The organism is Desulfovibrio legallii, assembly GCF_900102485.1.
Lineage (GTDB): Bacteria > Desulfobacterota > Desulfovibrionia > Desulfovibrionales > Desulfovibrionaceae > Desulfovibrio > Desulfovibrio legallii_A.
The window spans coordinates 53026-73211 of the sequence record NZ_FNBX01000007.1 but is presented as its reverse complement, the minus strand read 5'-3'; the positions used below and the strand labels follow the sequence as shown (position 1 = coordinate 73211).

Here is a 20186-nt window from a genome sequence, read left to right as displayed (position 1 = left end):
GCCTGCAGGCGGACGCTGCCCTGCGGCGGCCGCAAGGCCCGGTCGCGGTCAACCGCGCCGGTTTTCTTTCTGGTATTTGGAAGGGCACTTGGTCATGAGCGTCTTGGCCTTGAAGCGGCCCTCAGGCCCCATGCCGCCCTCCACAATGACTTCCGCCCCGGCCTTGAAGGTGTCGGGCACTACGCCGCGGTAGCTGACCTCAATGGTCTGGTTGGCGTTGTCCTTATCCACCAGGCGAAAATCCACGCCGGGGCCGGAGCTGTGCGGGGCGAGCCCGGCTTCGGCCACGGTGCCGAACAGGCGGGCCGCGGTGAGTTTCTCAGGCGTGGCGGCCTTGGCCTCGGCAACGTTGAGGAAGTAGACGCTGTTTTCGGCAAAGCCGGAATACGCCAGATACCCCACGCCGCTCAGAAAGAGCAGCAGGGCGACCACATAGATGCCGGTGTTTTTTTTACACGCCATGGTTTCTCCTGCGCCGCGGCCGCGCGGCTTGCAGCGGGAAAAGCGGCCTGCGGATACGCAAAGCAGCCTACGCCATTTCAGGCCCGCTGACAAGATAGCAACTGTTCTTGTTAGAGCGGGGAAGGCCTTTCCTTCGCCTCTAACCACGCTGCAAAGCAGCGCGCGCCAAAAATAAGGCCGGGCCCTCCCCCTGTGCGGGGAGGGACCCGGCCTTTGCACCGTTCGCGGGCGGCGGCTTCAGGCCAGCTTGGGCAGGGTGTTGGCCCCGTGGGGCAGCAGGGCGGCGCGCAAGGGGGCGTCGCCCTTGTGCAGCCTGCGGGCCAGGGCCAGAGCCTCGTCCAGGGTGCGGGTCACGTGGATGCTGGTTTTGGCAAAGGCCGCTTCCGGCATGGCGCAGACCATGATGAGGTTGTGCTTTTCCGCCGATTCAGCAAACAGAAAGCCCACATAACTGCCGATGGAGAAGTGGGCGCGCAGGTCTTTTTCGCGCGCTTCCATGGTCTCGAAATCGCAGATCTGGTGTTCCGTATCCTTGCTGCCGAAGCCTTCGGTGCAGGCCGAAAGCAGGATGATGGAGCCGCCTTCGGCCGCCACGGCCAGAGCGTTGGCCAGGGTTTTGATGGTCTGGTAGAAGTTGATGTCCTTGGGCGCGCCGCCCGCGCTGGCGATGACCAGGGGCGCGCGTTGGGCCACGGCCACGCCGTCAATGGCGTCCACCAGGGCGCAGGCTTCGCGGTGGGCCTTGACCATATCCCCGGCCACGGCCTTGATGATGTTGTGCTCGTCGTCCACCACCACGTTGAGCAGGAAGCTGGGACGGGCCAGCAGGGCGGCTTCTTCCAGATCCGTATGGAAGATGTTGTCCCGCCCCAGGTTGGCGCTGCGCACGGCGGGGTTGCTGCCGCTGCCGAAGCCCTTGTTAAGGGCCAGGTTGTGGTGCTGCTGGATGGTCTCGTAGCTGGCGATGCCGGGCAGCATGTACTTGGGCCCGCCGCCGTAGCCCGCCAGAAAGTGGTAGACCACCCCGCCCGTGAGCACAATGTGGTCGCTCTCCATGGCCGCGCGGTTAAACCAGACCTCTGTGCCGTGGGAGGTTACGCCGGCCTTGACCATGTTTTTGCTGTCCGTGCAAACGTGATCCACCACCTGGATGCGCTTATAAATCTCTTCCGAAACAATGGCCATGTGCTCCTCGCGGGACATGGCGCGGTGCGAGCCCGTGGCCGTGAGGATGCGGATGTGGTCGTCGGTTACGCCGGCGGCGTTGAGGCGTTCCACCACGGCCGGGATATAGATGTGGGGCGACTGCCACAGGCGTGTGGCGTCCGGCGCCACAATGCAGACGGTCTGGCCGGGCTTGACGATTTCTTCCAGACGGGGAGAGCCGATGGGATGGTCCAGGGCGTAGGCCACATGCTCGCGGGCCGTGCGCCTGGGCAGGGACACGGCATTGGGCTCCAGCTCGCAGAGGATGTCTTTTTCGTCAAGGTTAACGGTAAATTCCTGGTCGCCATACTGCATCAGATGCCGGCTCATGGTCGTTGCCCCACGGGTTCAGAGTTGCACGCGGCAGCGCCGCGCAAAGCCGCCCGGTGGGGGACCGGGCTGTTCGGCCGCACAATCATCCGCGGCCTGGAGCCCTTGTACCGCCCTTCGCCGGGTTTGTGAACAGCCCTTGCGGCGCGCCTACAGCAGGATTTCCAGCAGGGTCATGTACAGAGGAATGGTCACCACGGAAAGGAGCGTGGAAAGGGTTACGGCCAGCGCGCCGAACCGGGCGTCCGTATGGTAGTGGGCGCTCAGAATGGCCGCCTGCATCATGACCGGCAGGGCGGACTGGATCATGAACACCTTGCCCATCAAAGGCGGCACGGGGAAAATCTGCAGGAAGGCCAGCATCACCAGCGGCCCGCCTACCAGGCGGCCCAGCAGCACGGCCGTCAGGTCGCGCTCCAGGCGCAGGCCTTTGAGCCCGATGTCATAAATGCTGATGCCGATGAAAATCAGGGCCAGCGGGGTGGTCAGTCCGCCCAGATAACGGGCCGCGTCCTGCACGGGCGTGGGCAGGGCCACCCCGCAGAGGGTCAGGGCCACCCCCAGCAAAAAACCCAGCAGCGGCGGCGAAAAAATCTGCAGCAGCAGGGTGCGCGCCGAAAGCGGCCCCTTGGCGCCTTCCTGATCGTGCACCACGGCGTACTGCCCGATGGTCCAGAAAAATACCGTGCCCGCGCAGTAGTAAACCAGGGCGTAGGGCAGGGCCGCCTCTCCGAACAGGGCCAGGTTGACGGGTATGCCCACAAACACCGTGTTGGGGTTGGAAATGCTGGCGCAGAACAGGCCAAAGTGCTTGTGCGGCACCCGCAACAGCCTGCCCAGCCCGCAGGCCAGCCCAAAGGTGACCGCAATGGAGGCCAGCGGCAGCAGCGCGCCCCGCGCCAGCCCCGGCAGGGCCTCCCGCGCAAAGGAGTGCATGATGGTGTACATGAGAAAAGGCGGCAGGGCCACGCAGGTCACCAGCCGCGGCAGCAGAATGCGCGTCTCCGCGCCGAACCAGCCCCTGGCCGCCAGCACATACCCCACCAGCCCCATGATGATGAGCCCGAAAACGCCGCTCAACGCATGCAGAAAAACCATGCAGCCCCCAAAACAGGCTTGTGCGATGGGGAGAAGAGGGCTTTTGTGCGGGGAAGGGGAAACTTTTGCGGACAAAAGTTTCCCCTTCCCTCACGCCCCCCTCTCCTTCAAAAACTTTTCTCTGGGTGTGCCAGCTATGGCAGTTGCGGCCGTATCTTGGCCGTGGGAGCGATTGTCCCGCGGTGTCTGCGGGTCAGATCTCTTTGTACCGTCCGCCGTTGGCCGCCGAGCTCACCAGGGCCGCGTAGCGCCGCAGCACAGGGTAGGGGCAGTCCTTCTTGTGCGGGGTAAAAGCGGCCCGACGCTGTTCCAGCTCTTCAGGGCTGACCAGCAGGTCCAGCTTGCGGTTGGGGATATCAATATGGATCACGTCCCCTTCCTGCACCAGGGCGATGACGCCGCCGTCCGCCGCTTCGGGCGAGATGTGCCCGATGGCCGCGCCGTTGGTGCCGCCGGAGAAGCGCCCGTCCGTGAGCAGGGCCACGTCCTTGCCCAGGCCCATGCCGGTGATGGCCGCCGTGGGGGAGAGCATTTCGCGCATGCCCGGGCCGCCGCGCGGGCCTTCATAGCGGATGACCACCGCATCCCCGGCCTTGATTTTGCCGTCCAGGATGGCGCGCATGGCGTCTTCTTCGTTTTCAAACACGCGGGCGCGCACATCGCGGCACATCATTTCGGGCGCCACGGCGGACTGCTTGACCACCGCCCCGCCGGGGGCCAGGCTGCCGCGCAGGATGGCGATGCCGCCCTGTTTGGAATAGGGGTTGTCCACGCTGTGGATGACTTCCGGATCCAGCACGCGGGCCTTGAGGTCCGTGAGGTTTTCGCCCACGGTCTTGCCCGTGACGGTCATGCAGTCTTTGTGGATCAGGCCGAGCTTGTCCAGCTCGGTCATGACGGCCGGGATGCCGCCGGCATTGTCCAGATCCACCATAAAATATTTGCCCGCCGGGGAGAGCTTGCAGAGGTTGGGGCTCTTGCGGCTTACCGCGTCAAAGATTTCCAGGCCCAGGTTGAGGCCGGCTTCGCCGAACACGGCGGGCAGGTGCAGCACCGTGTTGGTGGAGCAGCCCAGGGCCATGTCCACGGCCACGGCATTGGCCACGGCGTCCGGGGTAACGATGTCGCGCGGGCGGATGTTGCGCTCCAGCATGTCCATAACGCGCATGCCCGCCGTCTTGGCCAGGCGGATGCGCGCGCCGCTCACGGCCGGGATGGTGCCGTTGCCGGGCAGGGCCACGCCGATGGTCTCGGAAAGGCAGTTCATGGAATTGGCCGTGAACATGCCCGCGCAGGCCCCGCAGCCGGGACAGGCGCGTTCGGTAAGGCGCTCCAGGTCTTCTTCAGTCATGGCCCCGCTGCGCACCTTGCCCACGGCCTCAAACACGGTGATGAGGTCGCCGCGCTGGTGCGGGCCGATGTCGCCGGGCAGCATGGGCCCGCCGGAAACCAGCACCGAGGGGATGTTCAGGCGCATCATGGCCATGAGCATGCCGGGCACGCACTTGTCGCAGTTGGGGATAAAGACCAGGGCGTCGAAGGCGTGGGCGCGGGCCATGATCTCAATGGAATCGGCGATGAACTCGCGCGAGGGCAGGGAGAAGCGCATGCCCTCGTGGTTCATGGCCAGGCCGTCGCAGACGGCGATGGCCGGAAACTGCAGGGGCGTGCCCCCGGCCAGGCGCACCCCGGCCTTGACCGCATCGGCCAGGGTATTGAGGTGCATGTGCCCCGGCACCACCTCGTTGGCGGCGTTAACCACGCCCACCAGGGGGCGGTCCATTTCTTCCCTGGTCAGGCCCAGGGCGTAGAGCAGGGAGCGGTGGGGGGCCTTTTCCAGGCCGGACTTCATCTTTTTACTGCGCGCTGTAGCATCCATGGCGGCATCCTTGTGGGTAAAGAACAAAAAATCCCCGGCACGATCGCGCACAAGGGCAAGGTCTTTTGCTTACGCCAAAACGCCCCGGCCGTAAACACGGCCCGCCGGGGCGGGGCCGCCCCGCCCCGGAACCGGAAAACCGCGGCCTGCCTGCCATAACGGGCGGCCCGGCGTTGCCCCCACGCCGCCGTCCAGCGCAACCTTTCCGCGCAACGGCCCTTTTTCCGCCAGCGGCTCTGCAACGGCGCAGGGCCCGCGTCAGAATCCGTGGCGGTGCAGGGCCGCCGGCAGCCCCCCGGCCGGGGAGAAGATTTTTCAGCAAGCTGCAAAAAATTGCTTGCCAAGCCGGGCTTGTTGACGTAGAAGATTCCTCGCGCCGAAGTGGTGGAATTGGTAGACACGCTAGGTTCAGGGTCTAGTCCTGGCAACGGGGTGGGAGTTCGAGTCTCCCCTTCGGCACCATCAAGAAATCCAAGCAAAGTCCCGTAAGGTCTTTAACGCCTTACGGGACTTTGCTTTTTTTGTTACGGCGAATCTCATGCGGGCCGCTGAAGCGGTAAGGGGGTCTACACCAAAGACCGGGGCAGGGGCTTTGGTAATCATCCTATTTTTATGAGCACTTACAAGTAGAGCCTAAGAAACCTGTGCGAGCTTCATGGCGGGAGTTATGCCGCCACAAATTATTGCACTGGCGTTGCGCCTGCCCTGGCTACAGCCTGCCGCCCTGGGCAAAGGCGGCGGCTGCGGCGGCCTGGCGCTGGTCTGGGGGCAGGGTGGCCGCGGCGGCCAGGGAGAGCATGAGCAGGACGCGGGCTTTGGCCGGGGAGAGCATGCCGGCGGGGATGAAGGGCGCGTAGTCCGGCAGGGGGGTGACGGGGCCCGCGCCGGTGCGGCTGGCGCGGACCACGACCAGACCGCGCGCGGCGGCCTGGCGCAGGAGGTCGCGCACCTCTGCGGGCATGGAGCCGTTGCCCATGCCGGCCAGGACCAGGCCCTGGGCGTGTTCCGCGCTGTAGCGGGCGAGATCCGCGGCCATGCCGGCGCAGGCGTAGAGCACGTCCACGCGCGGCAGGGCGGGCTCTCCGGCCAGGGCGGCGTAGGCCCCGGCCAGAGGGGCGGCCCCGCCGCTGTCGGCGAAGAACAGGGGCTGGCCGTTGACGGTTCTGCCCAGGCCGCCGGATTCCGGGGCGGCAAAGGCCTCCACGTCCACGGTGGCCACCTTGACGGCGGTGCGGGCGGAGAGGATGCGGCCGTTCATAACCAGCAGTGCGCCCCGGTTCCGGGCTGCGGGGCTGGCGGCCACGGCCACGGCGTCGCGGATGTTGATGGGGCCGTCGGCGCTGAGGGAGGTGGCCGGGCGCATGGCCCCGGTGAGGACCACAGGCTTGGCGGGCGGCAGGGTCAGGTAAAGGTAAAAGGCGGATTCTTCCAGGGTGTCCGTGCCGTGGGTGAGCACGACGCCGCAGGTTTCCGGGTCTGCCAGGGCTTCTGCGCAGCCCCTGGCCAGCAGGGCCCAGTGCGTGGGGGTGCAGTTTTCGCTGGGCAGGTTGGCGCACTGGCGGCGGAGGATGCGCGCCACGCCTTCGATGCCGGGCAGGCTTTCCAGCATGCGCTCCACGCCCAGAACGCCGGCGGCGTAGTCGATCTGCTCCAGAGGAGAGGCGGCCACGCCGGCGATGGTGCCACCCGTGGCCAGGAGGGCCACCTGGGGCAGGGCTGCGGCCCGGACAGGGACGGAGGGGACGGAAGAATAGCGGGGGGACATGCGGATCAGGGCTCCTGCTCGGCGGGGGGCGTTGGGCGCGCTGCGGGTTCTTCGGGGGCGGCGGGGGCCTTGGCGTCGTCCGGGCCGGGCGCGGCGGCCGGAGCGGCATCCGACGGCGCTGCGGCGGGCTCAACGGGAGCGCGGCGGCGCGGAGCTGTTTTCTGCAGTGGGGGCGCGGCGGCCGGGGCCTCCTGCGCGGGCGTGGGGGCGCTTTCGGCGGGCGTGTCCGGGAAAAAGGCGTGGAAGCCGGAGGTGAGGTTTTCAAAGTCCGCCACGTCGTCAAAGAAGGTGTAGCGGTTTTTCCCGGCTTCCTTGGCGTAGTAGAGGGCGGCGTCCGCCCGTTGCAGGGCTTCCTCGTAGCTGCTTTCGTCGCCGGTGAAGAGGTAGACGCCGATGCTGGCGGTAATGTCCACCTTCTGGCCCTCGCGGGTGTAGGAGAGGCGCAGGGCGGCCAGTACGGCTTCGGCCCTGGCCTGCAGCACCTCCCTGGTGATGCCCTGCAGAAAAATGCAGAATTCGTCCCCGCCAAAGCGGCCCATGACGTCCACGGTGCGGAAAGTGCGGCGGAGGGCTTCGGCCGTGTCCACCAGGGCCATATCGCCCACCACATGCCCCAGGGTATCGTTGAGTTCCTTGAAGTTGTCCAGATCCAGGAACATGAGGGCGTCCGTGCGGTCGCCCTCAGGGCGTGCGGGCATGCAGGCGCGCACCTGTTCTCTGAAAGCGGTTTTGTTGTAGAGATCGGTGAGGCTGTCGCGCTGGGAGCGGCGCTCCAGCTCCGCCCGGCGGCGGACTTCTTCGTCGATGTCCACTATCTTGCCGATCATGCGCAGGGGCGCGCCTTCCTTGCTGATGCGGGTGACCTGGATGCGACACCAGATGTAGCGCCCTTCCGCTGTGGGGATGCGCACGACGCTGAAGACGGTGTGTTCTCCGGCGTAGACCCGTCGGCGCAGCTCCAGCAGGGCTGGCCTGTCCTCGGGGTGGACCACCTGGCCGTTGCGGGGCCGGCCGCCGCCGTTGAACAGCGGCGTGGCTTCCCGGCCGAATTTGGCGAAGAAGTTGGGGGAGCACTGGAACTGACGTTTTTCCGTATCCACGTCAAAGATAATGTCCTGAGATTGTTCCACCAGGATGCGGTAGCGTTCCTTTTCCTGCTCCAGTTCCTCCTGCATGTTTTTCTGTTCGGTGATGTCCACCACCACGCAGTGGAAGACGGGGAACGGGCCGTCGTCCTCGTGGGCGGGCGTGCCGCGCAGCAGGACGGGCAGCCAGGTCTGGTCGCTGTGGTGCAGGCGCAGCTCCAGGCTCAGAGTTGCGGCTTTGTTGTGCATGGCCGCGCGCAGCTTGTCCGCGTCCTCGGCGTGCAGCCAGGCGGTGAGGGCGTCTTCCTTGGGGCGCGCGTCGTAGCCCAAAAGCCGCCAGAAGCCCATGTTGGCCTGGGCGATGTGCAGCGGGGGGTCCGCCAGCAGGCTGAGGACGCCGCCGTTGATGTTGGCCGCCAGGGTGGTCAGGCGGCGTTCGCTTTCCTGCGCGGCCCGGCGCGAACGCCGCCGCAGGTACATGGCGTAGGCGGCAAAGGCCGTCAGAAAAAGCACCAGCTCCACCGTCAGCAGCAGGGCGGCGCGGTGCTCGTAGAGCATATCCGCCAGAGACAAGGGCGCGACAATGGAGGAGACGTTGTCGGAGATGATCTGGCTTTTTTCGCGCTCGTCCAGGTCGGCCAGGGTTTTATTGAGGATGGAGAGCAGCAGCGGCGGCATGGCCGGGCTCAGGGCCAGGCGGTCGTCTTCGTGATCCTGGTATTCCGTGAGAAAGGTGATGTCCTTGTAACGCGGCTTGGTGAGCAGGCAGGTGACTTCCAGGGACGTGTAGAGCAGGGCGTCGGCTTTGCCGTAGACCACAGCGTCCAGGCAGTCTTCGGCAGTGGGGTACTGCCGTATTTCGGCTTTGGGGAAGGCGGCGCGCACATAACGGCCGCCGCCGCGCCAGCCTTCCAGCAGGGCCAGGGTAAATTTTTTGTCCGGGGTAAGGGCCTTGCCCCGGCGCACATAGAGGTGCAGGCTGCTGCGCAGCAATGGGGCGGAAAGGCGCTGCGTCGTAAGCTGGCCGAGCGGATTCTGGTACATAAGGCCCGCGGCCAGATCCATGGCGTCGGCGGCGAAGTATTCTTCAAGTTCTTTTTTTTTGTCCGTAAGGGGCACAAAAGTAAAGCGCAGGCCGCTGCGGCGGCCTGCCAGGCGCACGATATCCGGCAGGATGCCGCGGGCTTCGCCCGTGGCGGGGTCGCGCCAGGACAGGGGCTTGCGGTCAGGGTTGTAGCCTACGCGCAGGGGGGGCATGGTGGCAATGCAGTCCAGCTCTTCCCGGTTCAGGGGCGTCTGGTAGCTGCGGGCCAGGTAGGTGCGGGCCAGGCGGTTTTCCAGGTTGGGCCGTTCCAGTTTGAGCTGGGCCACGGCCTGGTTCAGCTCGGCCATGAGGCCCTGGTTCTGCCTGGTGGTGATGTAGTAGAAAGGCGCGGGATCGTATTTTGCCAGCAGCTTTTCGTCGTCCAGCAGGTTGAAGGCGTTGCCCAGGATGGCGTCCACCTTGCCGGCGCGCATGGCGATGCGGGCGTCGGCCATATCGTTGAAAATCAGCAGGGGCGGGGGGGTGAAGGCCTTGCGTCGGGCATAGGCTGCAAAGTTCTGCTGCCAGAAGGGGGATTGCGCCGTGCCGATGCGCAGGTTTTCAAAGGCGGCGAAGTCTTCGTAAGTAAGCGCCGTCTTGTCGCGCAGGGTGACCAGGGCCGTGAAGGCGGTGCCGCTGGGGTAGCGGCAGAAGAGGTAGCGCTTTTCCCGGTCCGGGGTGTGCAGGGCGGGGCCTAGCAAGTCGATGCGCCCTTGATCCAGGGCCCGCAGAGCGTCGGTCCAGTTGTCCAGGACGACGGGCGTGAGGATCCAGCCGGCGGACAGGGCCACCTGCTCCAGGTAGTCCATGTTGTAGCCGGAGACCGTGCCCTCTCCAATGTGGTTGAAGCCGGGCAGGGGAAAAACGCCGACCCGCACCACGCGCGCTTCCTGAGCCGCGACGGGCAAGGGCTCGGCCAGCAAGACCAGGACGGCGAGGAGCAGAAGCAAGCAGTGCCGGTGCATAGGCGGCCTTCGTGGCGGTAGACGTTGCGGTGCGCAAAGACGCCGTCCGGGCGGCGAAAATCGGTTCGCCTGCCCGCCCTGCGGCGTGCGGCCCCGTGCGGAGGGACGGCCGCGTGCAGGGCACGGGTCCAAAAACTGTGCCGTTCAGGCTGCGCGGCCTTGCCGCCGCAGCACAAAAAGGCGGGCGGCCAGGGCCTCCAGAACGCGCGCGGGGGCAACCCCGTAGCGCAGGGCCTCCTGCGCTTCGGCAAACCAGCGGCAGGCTGCGGCGCGGGCGGCTGCGTCCAGCGGCGCGAAGGCCGCGTCCAGCGGGCGCTCCGGCCCGGGGCGCGCCGCCAGGATGCGGCCCATGGCTTTCTGGCAGGCCAGAAGCAGGGCGTCCGCGCCTGCCGCGTCCAGCGCGCCTTTGGCCGCGGCGCGCTCCAGAAAGCCCTGCCCGGTTTCCAGAAAGACGGCCAGGGCGGCTTCCCAGGGGGCCAGGGCGGCTTCGGTTGCCGTATCCGGCTGCCAGGGAAGCGTAAGGCAGAACGCGCGGGAAACCAGAGTGGGCAGCAGTTGTTCCCGCTGGGGGGCCAGAAGGACGAAGACCGTGGTTTCCAGGGGCTCTTCCAGGGCCTTGAGCAGGGCGTTGGCGGCCTCGTCCCTGGTTTGTCCCAGGCCCATGAGCAGGACGACCCGCCGGCCCGGGCCGTGGGGGGCGTCGCGCAGACGTCGGCGCAGCAGGCGGACGTTTTCCATGGTGAAGGCGCGCACCTGGCCGGGGTTTTCCGCGTCTTCCCGATTGCTGATGCCGCCGTCGTAGGCGGCCAGGTCCAGGTGTTCGCCGTCGGCCAGCTGGCGGCATGTGGGGCAGGTCAGGCAGGGCGCGCCTGCGGTCAGGGCCTGGGGGCAGTTGCAGCACATGGCCCAATAGAGCGCCATTTCCCGGCGCTGGGCCGCGCTGCCGCCCTCCAGCAGCAGCACCTGCGGCGGGGCGGCGGCCAGACGGCGCAGCATGCCCTTGAAGGCGTCAAAGGCCGGGGAGGCCACCGCGGGCAGGAGCGCATCCATACCGACCCAGGCCCGCGCTCAGCGCACGATGGTCTGCCGCCGGTCCGCGCCCACGGAGATCAGGCTCACCCGCACGCCCGTGAGGGCTTCGATGCGCTCCACATAGGCCCGCACCGGAGGGGGCAGCTCGTCAAAGGCGGCACAGGCGGCGATGTCTTCCTCAAAGCCCGGCATTTCTTCATAAACGGGCGTCACCCGCGCAAGAGCGCCTTCTTCCTGCGGCGGATAGTCCAGGCGGCGGCCTTCGTATTCGTAAGCCACGCAGATCTGGAGCGCGGGCAGGTTCTGCAGCACGTCCAGTTTGGTCAAGGCGATGTCCGTCAGGCCGTTGAGGCGCACGCTTTCGCGCAGGACCACCGCATCCAGCCAGCCGCAGCGGCGCGGGCGGCCCGTGGTGGCGCCGAATTCGTGCCCCTGGGTGCGCAGGTAGCTGCCCGTATCGTCCAGCAGCTCGGTGGGGAAGGGGCCGGAACCCACCCTGGTGGTGTAGGCCTTGACGATGCCCACCACGCGCGTCAGGGCCGAGGGGGCCGTGCCCGCGCCCGCGGCGGCGTTGCCGGCCACGGTGTTGGAAGAGGTCACAAAGGGGTAGGTGCCGTGGTCAATATCCAGATGGGTGCCCTGCGCGCCTTCAAACAGGATGTCGCCGCCCTGGCGCTGCACTTCCTGGAGGCGGGCCTCCACATCCGTGAGGTAGGGGATAAGACGCGGGGCCAGGGCCAGCAGGCCTTCGGCCACGGCGTCGGGATTGAGCGGCTCAAATTTGTAAAGCTCGCGCAGCAGGACGTTTTTTTCCTGCAGGGCGTGGGCCACCTTGGCGCGCACCAGGTCGGGCGCGGCAAGGTCGCCCGCGCGCAGGCCCACGCGGGCGGCTTTGTCTTCATAACAGGGGCCGATGCCCCGGCCCGTGGTGCCGATTTTGTGGCCGGCGCGGCGGACTTCGCGGGCCTGATCCAGGCTTTTGTGGTAGGGCAGGATGAGGTGGGTTTTTTTGCTGATGCCGAGGCGCGCGGGGCTCACGTCCACGCCGCGGGCGGCAAGGTGGTCCACTTCTTCAAGGAAAACATGGGGGTCCAGCACAACGCCGTTGCCGATGAGGCAGATTTTGTCCGTGTGCAGAATGCCGGAAGGGATGAGGTGGAGGATGGTTTCCTCCCCCCCCACTTTGATGGTGTGGCCAGCGTTGTTGCCGCCCTGGAAGCGCACGATGGCGCGACTTTGGGCGCTCAGCATGTCCACAATTTTGCCCTTGCCCTCGTCGCCCCACTGGGCGCCGATGATGACCGTATTCGCCATGGTTCTCCCTGCCTGAAAGGCCGCGCAAAAAGGGCGGCGGATGGTAAAAAACCGCGTCCACGTCCGGGGTGGCGCGACGGCCCGAAAACGGGACGCAAAGCCTTTGAGGATACCTATCCCGGATGTGTCGGCAAGTCAAATGCCTGCGCGGCGCAAAGATTTGCGCAGGGCGTCGGCGCCCGGCGCCGTCGCTGCGGCGGGGCCTTCAGCGCGGGCTACAGCGGCGGGGTGCGGGGATCGGGATCCGGCGGCAGCGGATCGGAGTCTGCGTCGTCCTCCTGGTCCTCGTCCTGGCGGGAAGGGCGGAAGGTCAGCACGCGGCAGTGGCTGGGGGTCGGGGCCGGGGGCTCCTGAAGGTCAAAATCGGGCAGCAGGGGGGCTGCGCCGGGCAAGGGCGCTTCCGGGGCCTGGCTCTGGCGGGCCCAATAGTAGTTGAAAAGCTGATTTTTCCAGCGCTTGGCCTGGATGAGCGAGAAGATCAGCGCGGCTTCTTCCCAGCGCTTGGTGGGTTCAAAGCGGCTGGTCAGGGTGGCGTATTTGCTCCAGAGCGACATGAGTGAAGCCTCGTCGATGGCGTCCAGTTGCCGGGCAAGCCGGGCCAGCAGCTTTTCCATGGTTCCTCCTGTAGGGCCTTGCAGTGTATGTCGCCGGGGCCGCCGCGTCAACGCGGGGCCGTCGCCCTTCGCGCCCGGGGCGGCTGGCCTGTGGGGCTGGCCGTCCGGCCCGGTTTATGGTATGCCCGGTTTTTCTTACCAGCCAATTCCGGAGGCACTTATGGCGGACCTCAAATCCATGTACAGCACCGTCCACAAGGACGCTTTTCCCGATACCCTGACCATCCTGCTGGGGGACGAAAAACTCGTCTACCACAAGCGCACCTGGACGCTCGACAATGAGGAAAAAGGCCTGCGCTACGGCGAAAATCCGGACCAGCCCGCCGCGCTCTACGCCCTGGCGGAGGGCTCCCTGACCTGCGGGGGGCTCAGCTGGCGCGGGCCGGGCAACGGCATTGTTTCTGCCCTGACCGAGGGGCAGATGATCCAGGCCGGCAAGCATCCGGGCAAGACCAACCTCACGGACGTGGACAACGGGGCCAATATTCTGCAGTACCTTACGGACCGCCCCGCCGCCCTGATCCTCAAGCACAACAATCCCTGCGGCGCGGCCTGGAGCCGCGAGGGCGTGGCCGCCGCCCTGGACAAAGCCTTCTGGTGCGACCGCATCGCCGCCTTCGGCGGGGCCGTGGTGGTGAACCGCCCCTTTACCCGCGAGGCCGCCGCCATGGTGGCCGCCAATTATTTTGAAGTGGTGGCCGCCCCGGCTTTTGAAGAGGGCGTGGTGGAGATTCTCAAGGGCCGCAAAAACCTGCGCATCATGGAGCTGCCCGGCCTGGGACGGCTGGAGGAGCTGACCCGCTCGGCCTTCCTGGACATCAAGAGCCTGGCCGACGGCGGCATCATCGTCCAGAAGTCTTTTGTGAACCGCATCCTCACGGACGCGGACTTTTTGCCTGCCACGGCCTCCACCAGGGACGGGCTGACCGTTACCGCCCGCGCGCCCGACAAGGCGGAGCTGGACGATCTGCGCTTTGCCTGGGCCGTGGAAGCGGGCGTGACCTCCAATTCCGTCATTTTCGCCCGCGACGGGGCCACCCTGGCCATCGGCACCGGCGAGCAGGACCGGGTGGGCTGCGTGGAACTGGCGGCCCACAAAGCGCGTACCAAGTATGCGGACATGCTGGCCTTTCGCGAACAGGGCCTGTCCCTTTACGAGCTCAAGCAAAAGGCCGCCGTTGCTGCGGACGCGGCCCGCGCCTTGGAGGACATTGAACGCCGCACCGAAGAGGCCCGCGGCGGGCTGACGGGCTCCGTGCTGGTGTCGGACGGCTTCTTCCCCTTCCGCGACGGGGTGGACGCGGCCGTGGCTCAGGGCGTGCGGGCCATTGCCCAGCCCGGCGGCTCCCTGCGCGACGCCGAGGTCGTCATGGCCTGCAATGAGGCCCGGCCTCAGGTGGCCATGGTCTTCACGGGCCAGCGCTCCTTCAAGCACTAGGGCCATGGGCGCGTCCGCTCCCTGCAGCCTGCCCCGGCTCTGCGTCGCCGCCCTGGCCGGCGGCGGCGGTAAAACCCTGCTGGCCCTTGGCCTGGCCGGGGCTTTGCGGCGGCAGGGGCTTGCGGTTCAGCCCTTCAAAAAAGGGCCGGACTATATCGACGCCGCCTGGCTCTCCCTGGCTGCCGGGCGGCCCTGCACCAATCTGGATCCCTACTTTCTGTCGCCGGAGCGGCTGCGCGCCCTGTTCGTCCACACCCTGTGGGCGGCCGGGGACGCGGAGCCGACCGCAGCGCCCCGGCCGGCGGCCCCTGTGCTGGGGCTGGTGGAGGGCAACCGCGGCCTTTTTGACGGTCTGGACGTGGCGGGCTCCTGCTCCACGGCGGCCCTGGCGCGGGAGCTGGCCTGCCCCGTGCTGCTCAGCCTGGACTGCACCAAGATGACCCGCACGGCGGCGGCCGTGGTGCGCGGGGTTCTGGCTTTTGAACCGGGGGTGCCTTTGGCCGGCGTGGTGCTCAACCGGGTGGGCTCCGCCCGGCACGAAAACCTGCTGCGCAGCGCCCTGGAAACCTATACGGACCTGCCCGTGCTGGGGGCGCTGCCCCGCCTGGCGGCCAACCCCCTGCCCGAACGGCACATGGGCCTGGCCGCCCACGGCGACGCCCTGGGGCCGCAGGCCGAAGCCGCCCTGGAGCGCCTGGCGGCCCTGGCGCGGGAGCATCTGGATCTGCCTGCCGTGCTGGATATAGCCCGCAGTGCGCCGCCCCTTGCGGCGGCGGCCTTCTGGCCCCCCACGGCAACGGCTATCCCTGCTGTCGGTTCCACCGCTGACGCTGACCCCAGCGCAGAAGAAGCCGATCCCGCTTCAGCCGCCGTCCCTGGTCCAGCCGCCGCGCCTGCCCAAGGGGGGGGCCCCGCCCCCCTCGCCTCGGATGCCGCTTCCGCTGCTGCCGCGCCAGCCGCGACGGCGGCGCAGTTTCGCCCCGTTCCGCCCGGCGTCCCTGCGGCGTCCCGCCCTGGAGCTGCGCGCGCCGCTGCCTTCGGCCAGGCCGAAGGGGCGGCCCCGCGCATCGGCTATGTGCGGGACGCGGCCCTGTGGTTTTATTACCGGGAGAATCTGGAAGCTCTGGAACGGGCCGGGGCGCGGCTTATCCGCCTTTCCGCGCTGGACGCGGCCCCCTGGCCCGCGCTGGACGGCCTGTACCTGGGGGGCGGCTTTCCTGAGGACTGCGCGCCGGAGCTCAGCCGCTCGCCCCACCTGGCGGATCTGCGCCGCCTGGCGGACGCGGGCCTGCCCATCTATGCCGAGTGCGGCGGCTTTATGTTGCTTTCGCAGGGTATTGAGCGGGAAGACCGGCTCTGGCCTCTGGCCGGGGTCTTTGCCGTGCGTGCGCAGTTTTTGCCCCGGCCCCAGGGCCTTGGCTATGTGTGCGGCGAGGTGACGGCGGCCAATCCGTTTTTCCCCGTGGGTCTGGCCCTGCGCGGGCACGAGTTCCACTATTCCCGCTGCCGCTGGCAGGGCGCGCCGCCGGCCTTTGCCCTGCGGCTGAATAAGGGCGTGGGCATGGGCCGGGCGCAGGCCGGCGGTCCGGGGCTGGACGGCCTGACGCGGGACAGGGTCTGGGCGTCCTACACGCATATTTTTGCCCCGGCTGTGCCCTGCTGGGCGGCCAACTTCGCGGATGCGGCCCGCGCCTTTGCCCGCGGCGGCGCGCAAGGTGAAGAACCCGGCGCGGGCGGCAAGGAGAAAGCCCATGCCTGACGCGCCGCGCGTTTCCGTTATTATTCCGGCCTGGAATCTGTGGGAGCTGACCGCCGCCTGCCTGCGTTCCCTGGCCGCTCATTCCCAAGGGGAAAATCTGGAAGCGGTGGTGGTGGACAACGGCTCCACCGACGCCACGGCAACGGAGCTGGAACCCCTGGGCCGGGCCCTCTTTGGTGCGGCCTTCCGGCCTGTGCGGCTGGCGGAAAATCAGGGCTTCGCCAGGGGGTGCAACGCCGGGGCTGCGGCCGCAGCAGGGCCGCTGCTGTTTTTTTTGAACAACGACGCCACGGTAACCCCCGGCTGGCTGCCGCCCCTGCGCGCGGCCCTGGAATCGCCCCGCGTGGGGGCCGTGGGGCCGCTGCTGCTCTACCCCGACCGCACGGTGCAGCACTGCGGCATTTTTATCACGCCGTTCCACACGGTGGGGCATCTGTACGAGCATTTTCCCGCCGGGCACCCGGCCGTGGCGCGGCCGCATCCGCTGCAGGCCCTCACGGGCGCGGCTCTTTTGCTGCGCGCGGCGGATTTTCAGGATTGCGGCGGTTTTTTTACGGGTTATCGCAACGGCTTTGAAGATCTGGACCTCTGCTGCGCCCTGCGGGCGCGGGGCCGCAAACTGCGGGTGGCGGCCCAAAGCGTTGTGCTGCACCACACCAGCCGCACGCCGGGGCGCTTTGACCACGACCAGGCTAACGGGGAGCTCTTTGCCCGCCGCTGCGGCGCGGCCTTGCGGCCGGACTGGCACCTTCTGGCCGCCCTGGACGGTTACCGGCTTTGCCTCGGGCCTGGGCTGGCCCTCTGGCTGGAGCCGGAGCCGGAGCGGCAGGAGGCCTGCGCCCGCGCATGGCGGGAGGCGGGCATGAGCCCGGAGGCCTGCGTCCGCCTGCTGGAGAAAGAGCCCCTGTGGCGCGAGGGCTGGCTGCGGCTGGCGCGCCGCCTGGCGGATTTGGGCCGGGCGGAGGAGGCTTTTGCCGCGGCCCTGCGCTGCGGCCGGTTTTTCCCGCACCCGGAAGTGGGGGCCCTGCTGTTGCGCCTGGCGCGCGCGCTGGGCGATCCCCAATGTCTGCGCGAAGTGATGGAGATAGTGGCCAGCCTGCCTCAGGCCCACGCCCTGACGGAAGTGGAGCGCGCGCGGCTGCGCCAGGCGCGCCGCCGGGCCATTGAGGCGGGAGACGACCTGCTGGCCGGGCTTTGCGCCCGCTGGCTGCGGACGGCCTGATCCCCACCGCGCGGCGGCGTTCGTCGGCAAAGCCGACAGCGCGGCCCCGTTTCCCCCGGCCTTCGTTGCCCCTGCCCCGAACGCCGGACTGCACGACGGCGGTTTTATTCCGTCGTTTCGGGCTGCTCCTGGCGTTGCCCTTCTTCCTTGATCTGCCGCATATAGTTGTAGACGGTATAGATGGAAATGCGCATGGCTTTTGCCAGGTGCTGCACCATGCCTTTGATCTGGAATGCGCCTTCTTCGTCCATCATCCGCACAAACTGTTTTTTCTCCTGCCGGTTCATGGCGGCGGGGTGTTTGCCGGCCTTGCGGATGGCCGTCTCAATGATGGAATAGCTGGCATCGCTGGTGCAGGCGGGGAAGAGGTTGGTCGGCTCTTTGTCCGAAGCGTTTTCAAAGCGCAGCAGGCCGTGCAGCACGCCCTGAAAGCGTTCCAGGTCCGTAAGGTCGAAGTGCAGGCAGACAGCGCCCACCACTTCGCCCCGCCGGTTGCGCAGAAAGCAGACGGAGGATTTGAGCGTCAGGCCCGCAGGCGTGGTGGAGGAAAAAGCAATGGCGTCTTCCACCTCGTGGCCGCTCCGGCGCAGGGCTTTGGTCAGGAGGCCGGCGACGGGCGCGCCCACGCGCCGCCCTGTGAGGGAACCCTCAATGTGGATAAGGGAGTGGTCCATATCGCTGAAGTCGTGTACGGCCACCTCGCAGAAGGGGCCCAGGGTGCGGACCATCATGCTCGCCAGGCGGACGGCGTTGGCAAAAATGGCGGCGTTTTCTCCCTGGCTGCGGGCGGCCCGCTGCGGGACGCGGGGGGACGTTGGCGTGCGGTCGGGCGGGGCCGGTGGGGGTTGGGGGGCATTGGGTGCGGGCATGGGGCCTCCCGTGCAAAAGGAACAAAGTTTTTTGTTACCATATACCAATAAAACGATTTTGCCTACCCCGTTGCGCAGGGCCCCGCAAGGCTTGTGGACCGCCGCACGGCGGACGGCTTGCCAGCCGGGCGGGCCTGCCCTATGGTGCCACACTGACGCCCCCGCCGGGCGTGGTTGCGGCGGCTGCGTCAAGGAGACGCTATGGAACAACCCAGGATCACCCCGGCCAACGTGATCAAATCCATGGGCCTGGTGTTCGGCGACATCGGCACCAGCCCCATCTACACGCTGGCCGTGGTCTTTATGCTTACCGGGCGCACTGAGGCCCATTTTTTGGGCATCCTTTCCCTGATTGTCTGGACACTGCTCCTGCTCGTCACCGTGGAGTACGCCTGGCTGGCCATGAGCCTGAGCAAGGGGGGCGAAGGCGGCACCATTGTGCTGCTCTCGCTGCTGCGGCCCCTGCTGCGTTCGGGCCGCTCCGCGCGCGCGGCCACGCTGCTGGCCTATGTGGGCATTTCTCTGCTTATGGGCGACGGCGTCATCACCCCGGCCATCAGCATTCTTTCGGCCGTGGAGGGGCTTACGCTCATCCCCGGGCTGGCGGCTGCACCCAGGGCCGTGCTGGCGGGCCTGGCCGTGGCCGTGGCCGTGGCGCTGTTCTCTTTACAGCGGCGGGGCAGCGGCGCGCTGGCGGCGGTGTTCGGGCCGGTCATGGCCCTGTGGTTTGCGGTGCTGGCCGTCTCCGGCCTGGCGGCCCTGACGCAGGCCCCGCAGGTGCTCAAGGCCCTGAACCCCTGGTACGGGCTGGACTTTATCCTGCACAACGGGCTCACGGGCTTTTTTGTCCTTTCGGAGGTCATCCTCTGCGCCACGGGCGGCGAGGCCCTGTATGCGGATATGGGGCACATGGGCCGGCGGCCCATTCTGGCGGCCTGGGGAGTGGTCTTCTGCGCGCTGGTGCTGAATTATATGGGCCAGACCGCCTTTCTCATCCGCAATCCGCAGACGGACAACGTGCTCTTTGCCCTGATCCACAGCCAGACGCCCCTGCTCTACATTCCCTTTCTGGCGCTCTGCCTGCTGGCCACGGTCATTGCCTCCCAGTCGCTCATCAGCGGGCTTTTTTCCATCATGTACCAGAGCATGGCCACCCACATCATGCCCCTGTTCAAGGTGGACTACACCTCGCCGGAGATGCATTCCCAGATCTACATCAACACGGTGAACTGGGCGCTCTGCCTGGCTGTGGTTCTGGTCATCTGCGGCTTTGGGGAGTCGCACCGGCTGGCTGCCGCTTACGGCCTGGCCGTCACGGGCAGCATGACCATCACGGCCGTGTTCATGGTCTGGATTTTCCGCCTGCGCAGGCAGCCGGGCCGCTGCGCCCTGGCCCTGGGCATCTGCGCGCTGGATGTTGTCTATCTGCTGGCCAACTTTTACAAGCTGCCGCACGGGGGCTACTGGTCCGTGGTGCTTGCCGCGGCTCCGCTCTCGCTCATTCTGGTCTACACCTGGGGGCAACGGGCCGTGTACGCGCGCATGCGCCCCATGCGGCAAGGGGTCTTCCTGGCCGCCTTTACGGCCCTGCGGCGCAAAAACCGCCCCATCCGGGGCACGGCTATTTTCTTTTTGCGCAGCCTGGAGGCCATCTCGCCCTATATTGTGAAGACCATCTTCATGAACGGCATTATGTACGAGCGCAGCATTATGCTGAGCGTGACGCGCACTTTTGAGCCCCTGGGGCTGGAGTGGCGGCTTACGGCAGGCCCTGCGCCGGGGCTGAGCGTCTTTGAGGTCAGCGCGGGCTATATGGAGGTAGTGGATATCGCCGCCATCCTGGCGGCGGCGGGCATCCGGCCCAGGGCCATTTTCTACGGGGTGGAGGACATCATCACCAATCGGCCCCTGGCCAGGGCTTACGCCCTGATCAAGCGCCTGGCGCCTTCCTTTGTGCAGTTCTACAAGCTGCCCACCCACGCCGTGCATGGGGTGGTGAGCCGGGTGACCCTGTAAGGGGCCGCCCACAACGCCCAGGGAACGGCTGCCGCAGCACACGACAAT

14 protein-coding genes and 1 tRNA gene are annotated in these 20186 nt (G+C 67.2%); 5 read left to right on the top strand and 10 right to left on the bottom strand.

Annotated features, from left to right (window positions below; all coding sequences use genetic code 11):
* Positions 1–48: 48 nt before the first annotated feature.
* From BLS55_RS05810 to ilvD, 4 genes are all read right to left on the bottom strand, one after another.
* A complete protein-coding gene (locus BLS55_RS05810; RefSeq protein ID WP_092153421.1) occupies positions 49–462 on the bottom strand; it encodes a cytochrome c maturation protein CcmE in 414 nt (137 codons plus the stop codon).
* Positions 463–699: 237 nt separating this feature from the next.
* Entirely contained in the window at positions 700–1998 is a 1299-nt protein-coding gene (larA, locus tag BLS55_RS05805) for a lactate racemase domain-containing protein (protein WP_092153420.1), read from the bottom strand.
* A gap of 150 nt (positions 1999–2148) precedes the next feature.
* Positions 2149–3096 carry an AEC family transporter gene (locus BLS55_RS05800; protein ID WP_092153461.1) on the bottom strand — a complete coding sequence of 316 codons (948 nt, stop codon included), beginning with the start codon at positions 3094–3096 and terminating at the stop codon, positions 2149–2151.
* 193 nt (positions 3097–3289) lie between these two features.
* Positions 3290–4975, bottom strand: a complete 1686-nt coding sequence (gene ilvD, locus BLS55_RS05795) for a dihydroxy-acid dehydratase (RefSeq protein WP_092153419.1) — start codon at positions 4973–4975, stop codon at positions 3290–3292.
* A 375-nt stretch (positions 4976–5350) separates the two neighbouring features.
* On the opposite strand from ilvD, the gene BLS55_RS05790 reads away from it, so the two are divergent.
* Positions 5351–5437 (top strand) — tRNA-Leu (locus BLS55_RS05790).
* A gap of 247 nt (positions 5438–5684) precedes the next feature.
* Here the strand turns inward: BLS55_RS05790 and BLS55_RS05785 are convergent.
* The 5 genes from BLS55_RS05785 to BLS55_RS12300 form a co-directional block, all read right to left on the bottom strand.
* Positions 5685–6740, bottom strand: coding sequence for an asparaginase (locus BLS55_RS05785; protein WP_092153418.1), 1056 nt, complete (start codon positions 6738–6740; stop codon positions 5685–5687).
* A 5-nt stretch (positions 6741–6745) separates the two neighbouring features.
* Complete coding sequence (locus BLS55_RS05780) at positions 6746–9874, bottom strand: transporter substrate-binding domain-containing diguanylate cyclase (RefSeq protein WP_092153417.1); 3129 nt, start codon at positions 9872–9874, stop codon at positions 6746–6748.
* Between the two features lie 144 nt (positions 9875–10018).
* The gene (locus BLS55_RS05775) at positions 10019–10924 is read right to left on the bottom strand and encodes a DNA polymerase III subunit delta' (protein WP_092153416.1); all 906 of its coding nucleotides are present in this window, start codon (positions 10922–10924) and stop codon (positions 10019–10021) included.
* Between the two features lie 18 nt (positions 10925–10942).
* Positions 10943–12220, bottom strand: a complete 1278-nt coding sequence (locus BLS55_RS05770; protein WP_092153415.1) for an adenylosuccinate synthase — start codon at positions 12218–12220, stop codon at positions 10943–10945.
* Between the two features lie 215 nt (positions 12221–12435).
* On the bottom strand, positions 12436–12834 hold the full coding sequence (locus tag BLS55_RS12300; RefSeq protein ID WP_257243148.1) for a hypothetical protein: 399 nt from the start codon (positions 12832–12834) through the stop codon (positions 12436–12438).
* 160 nt (positions 12835–12994) lie between these two features.
* On the opposite strand from BLS55_RS12300, the gene BLS55_RS05760 reads away from it, so the two are divergent.
* The 3 genes from BLS55_RS05760 to BLS55_RS05750 are packed head-to-tail and all read left to right on the top strand — an operon-like array spanning position 12995 to position 17253.
* A complete protein-coding gene (locus BLS55_RS05760; protein WP_092153414.1) occupies positions 12995–14272 on the top strand; it encodes an IMP cyclohydrolase in 1278 nt (425 codons plus the stop codon).
* Positions 14273–14276: 4 nt separating this feature from the next.
* Positions 14277–16031, top strand: coding sequence for a cobyrinic acid a,c-diamide synthase CobB (locus BLS55_RS05755; RefSeq protein WP_092153413.1), 1755 nt, complete (start codon positions 14277–14279; stop codon positions 16029–16031).
* The gene (locus tag BLS55_RS05750; RefSeq protein WP_092153412.1) at positions 16024–17253 is read left to right on the top strand and encodes a glycosyltransferase family 2 protein; all 1230 of its coding nucleotides are present in this window, start codon (positions 16024–16026) and stop codon (positions 17251–17253) included. The genes BLS55_RS05755 and BLS55_RS05750 overlap by 8 nt, the downstream gene beginning before the upstream one ends.
* A gap of 104 nt (positions 17254–17357) precedes the next feature.
* On the opposite strand, the gene BLS55_RS05745 is transcribed toward BLS55_RS05750, so the two are convergent.
* The gene (locus BLS55_RS05745) at positions 17358–18122 is read right to left on the bottom strand and encodes a helix-turn-helix transcriptional regulator (protein WP_092153411.1); all 765 of its coding nucleotides are present in this window, start codon (positions 18120–18122) and stop codon (positions 17358–17360) included.
* Positions 18123–18323: 201 nt separating this feature from the next.
* Here BLS55_RS05745 and BLS55_RS05740 point away from each other — a divergent pair, with 201 nt between their 5' ends.
* Positions 18324–20138: a KUP/HAK/KT family potassium transporter gene (locus BLS55_RS05740; RefSeq protein ID WP_092153410.1), complete on the top strand. Its 1815-nt coding sequence runs from the start codon at positions 18324–18326 to the stop codon at positions 20136–20138.
* Positions 20139–20186 lie beyond the last annotated feature (48 nt).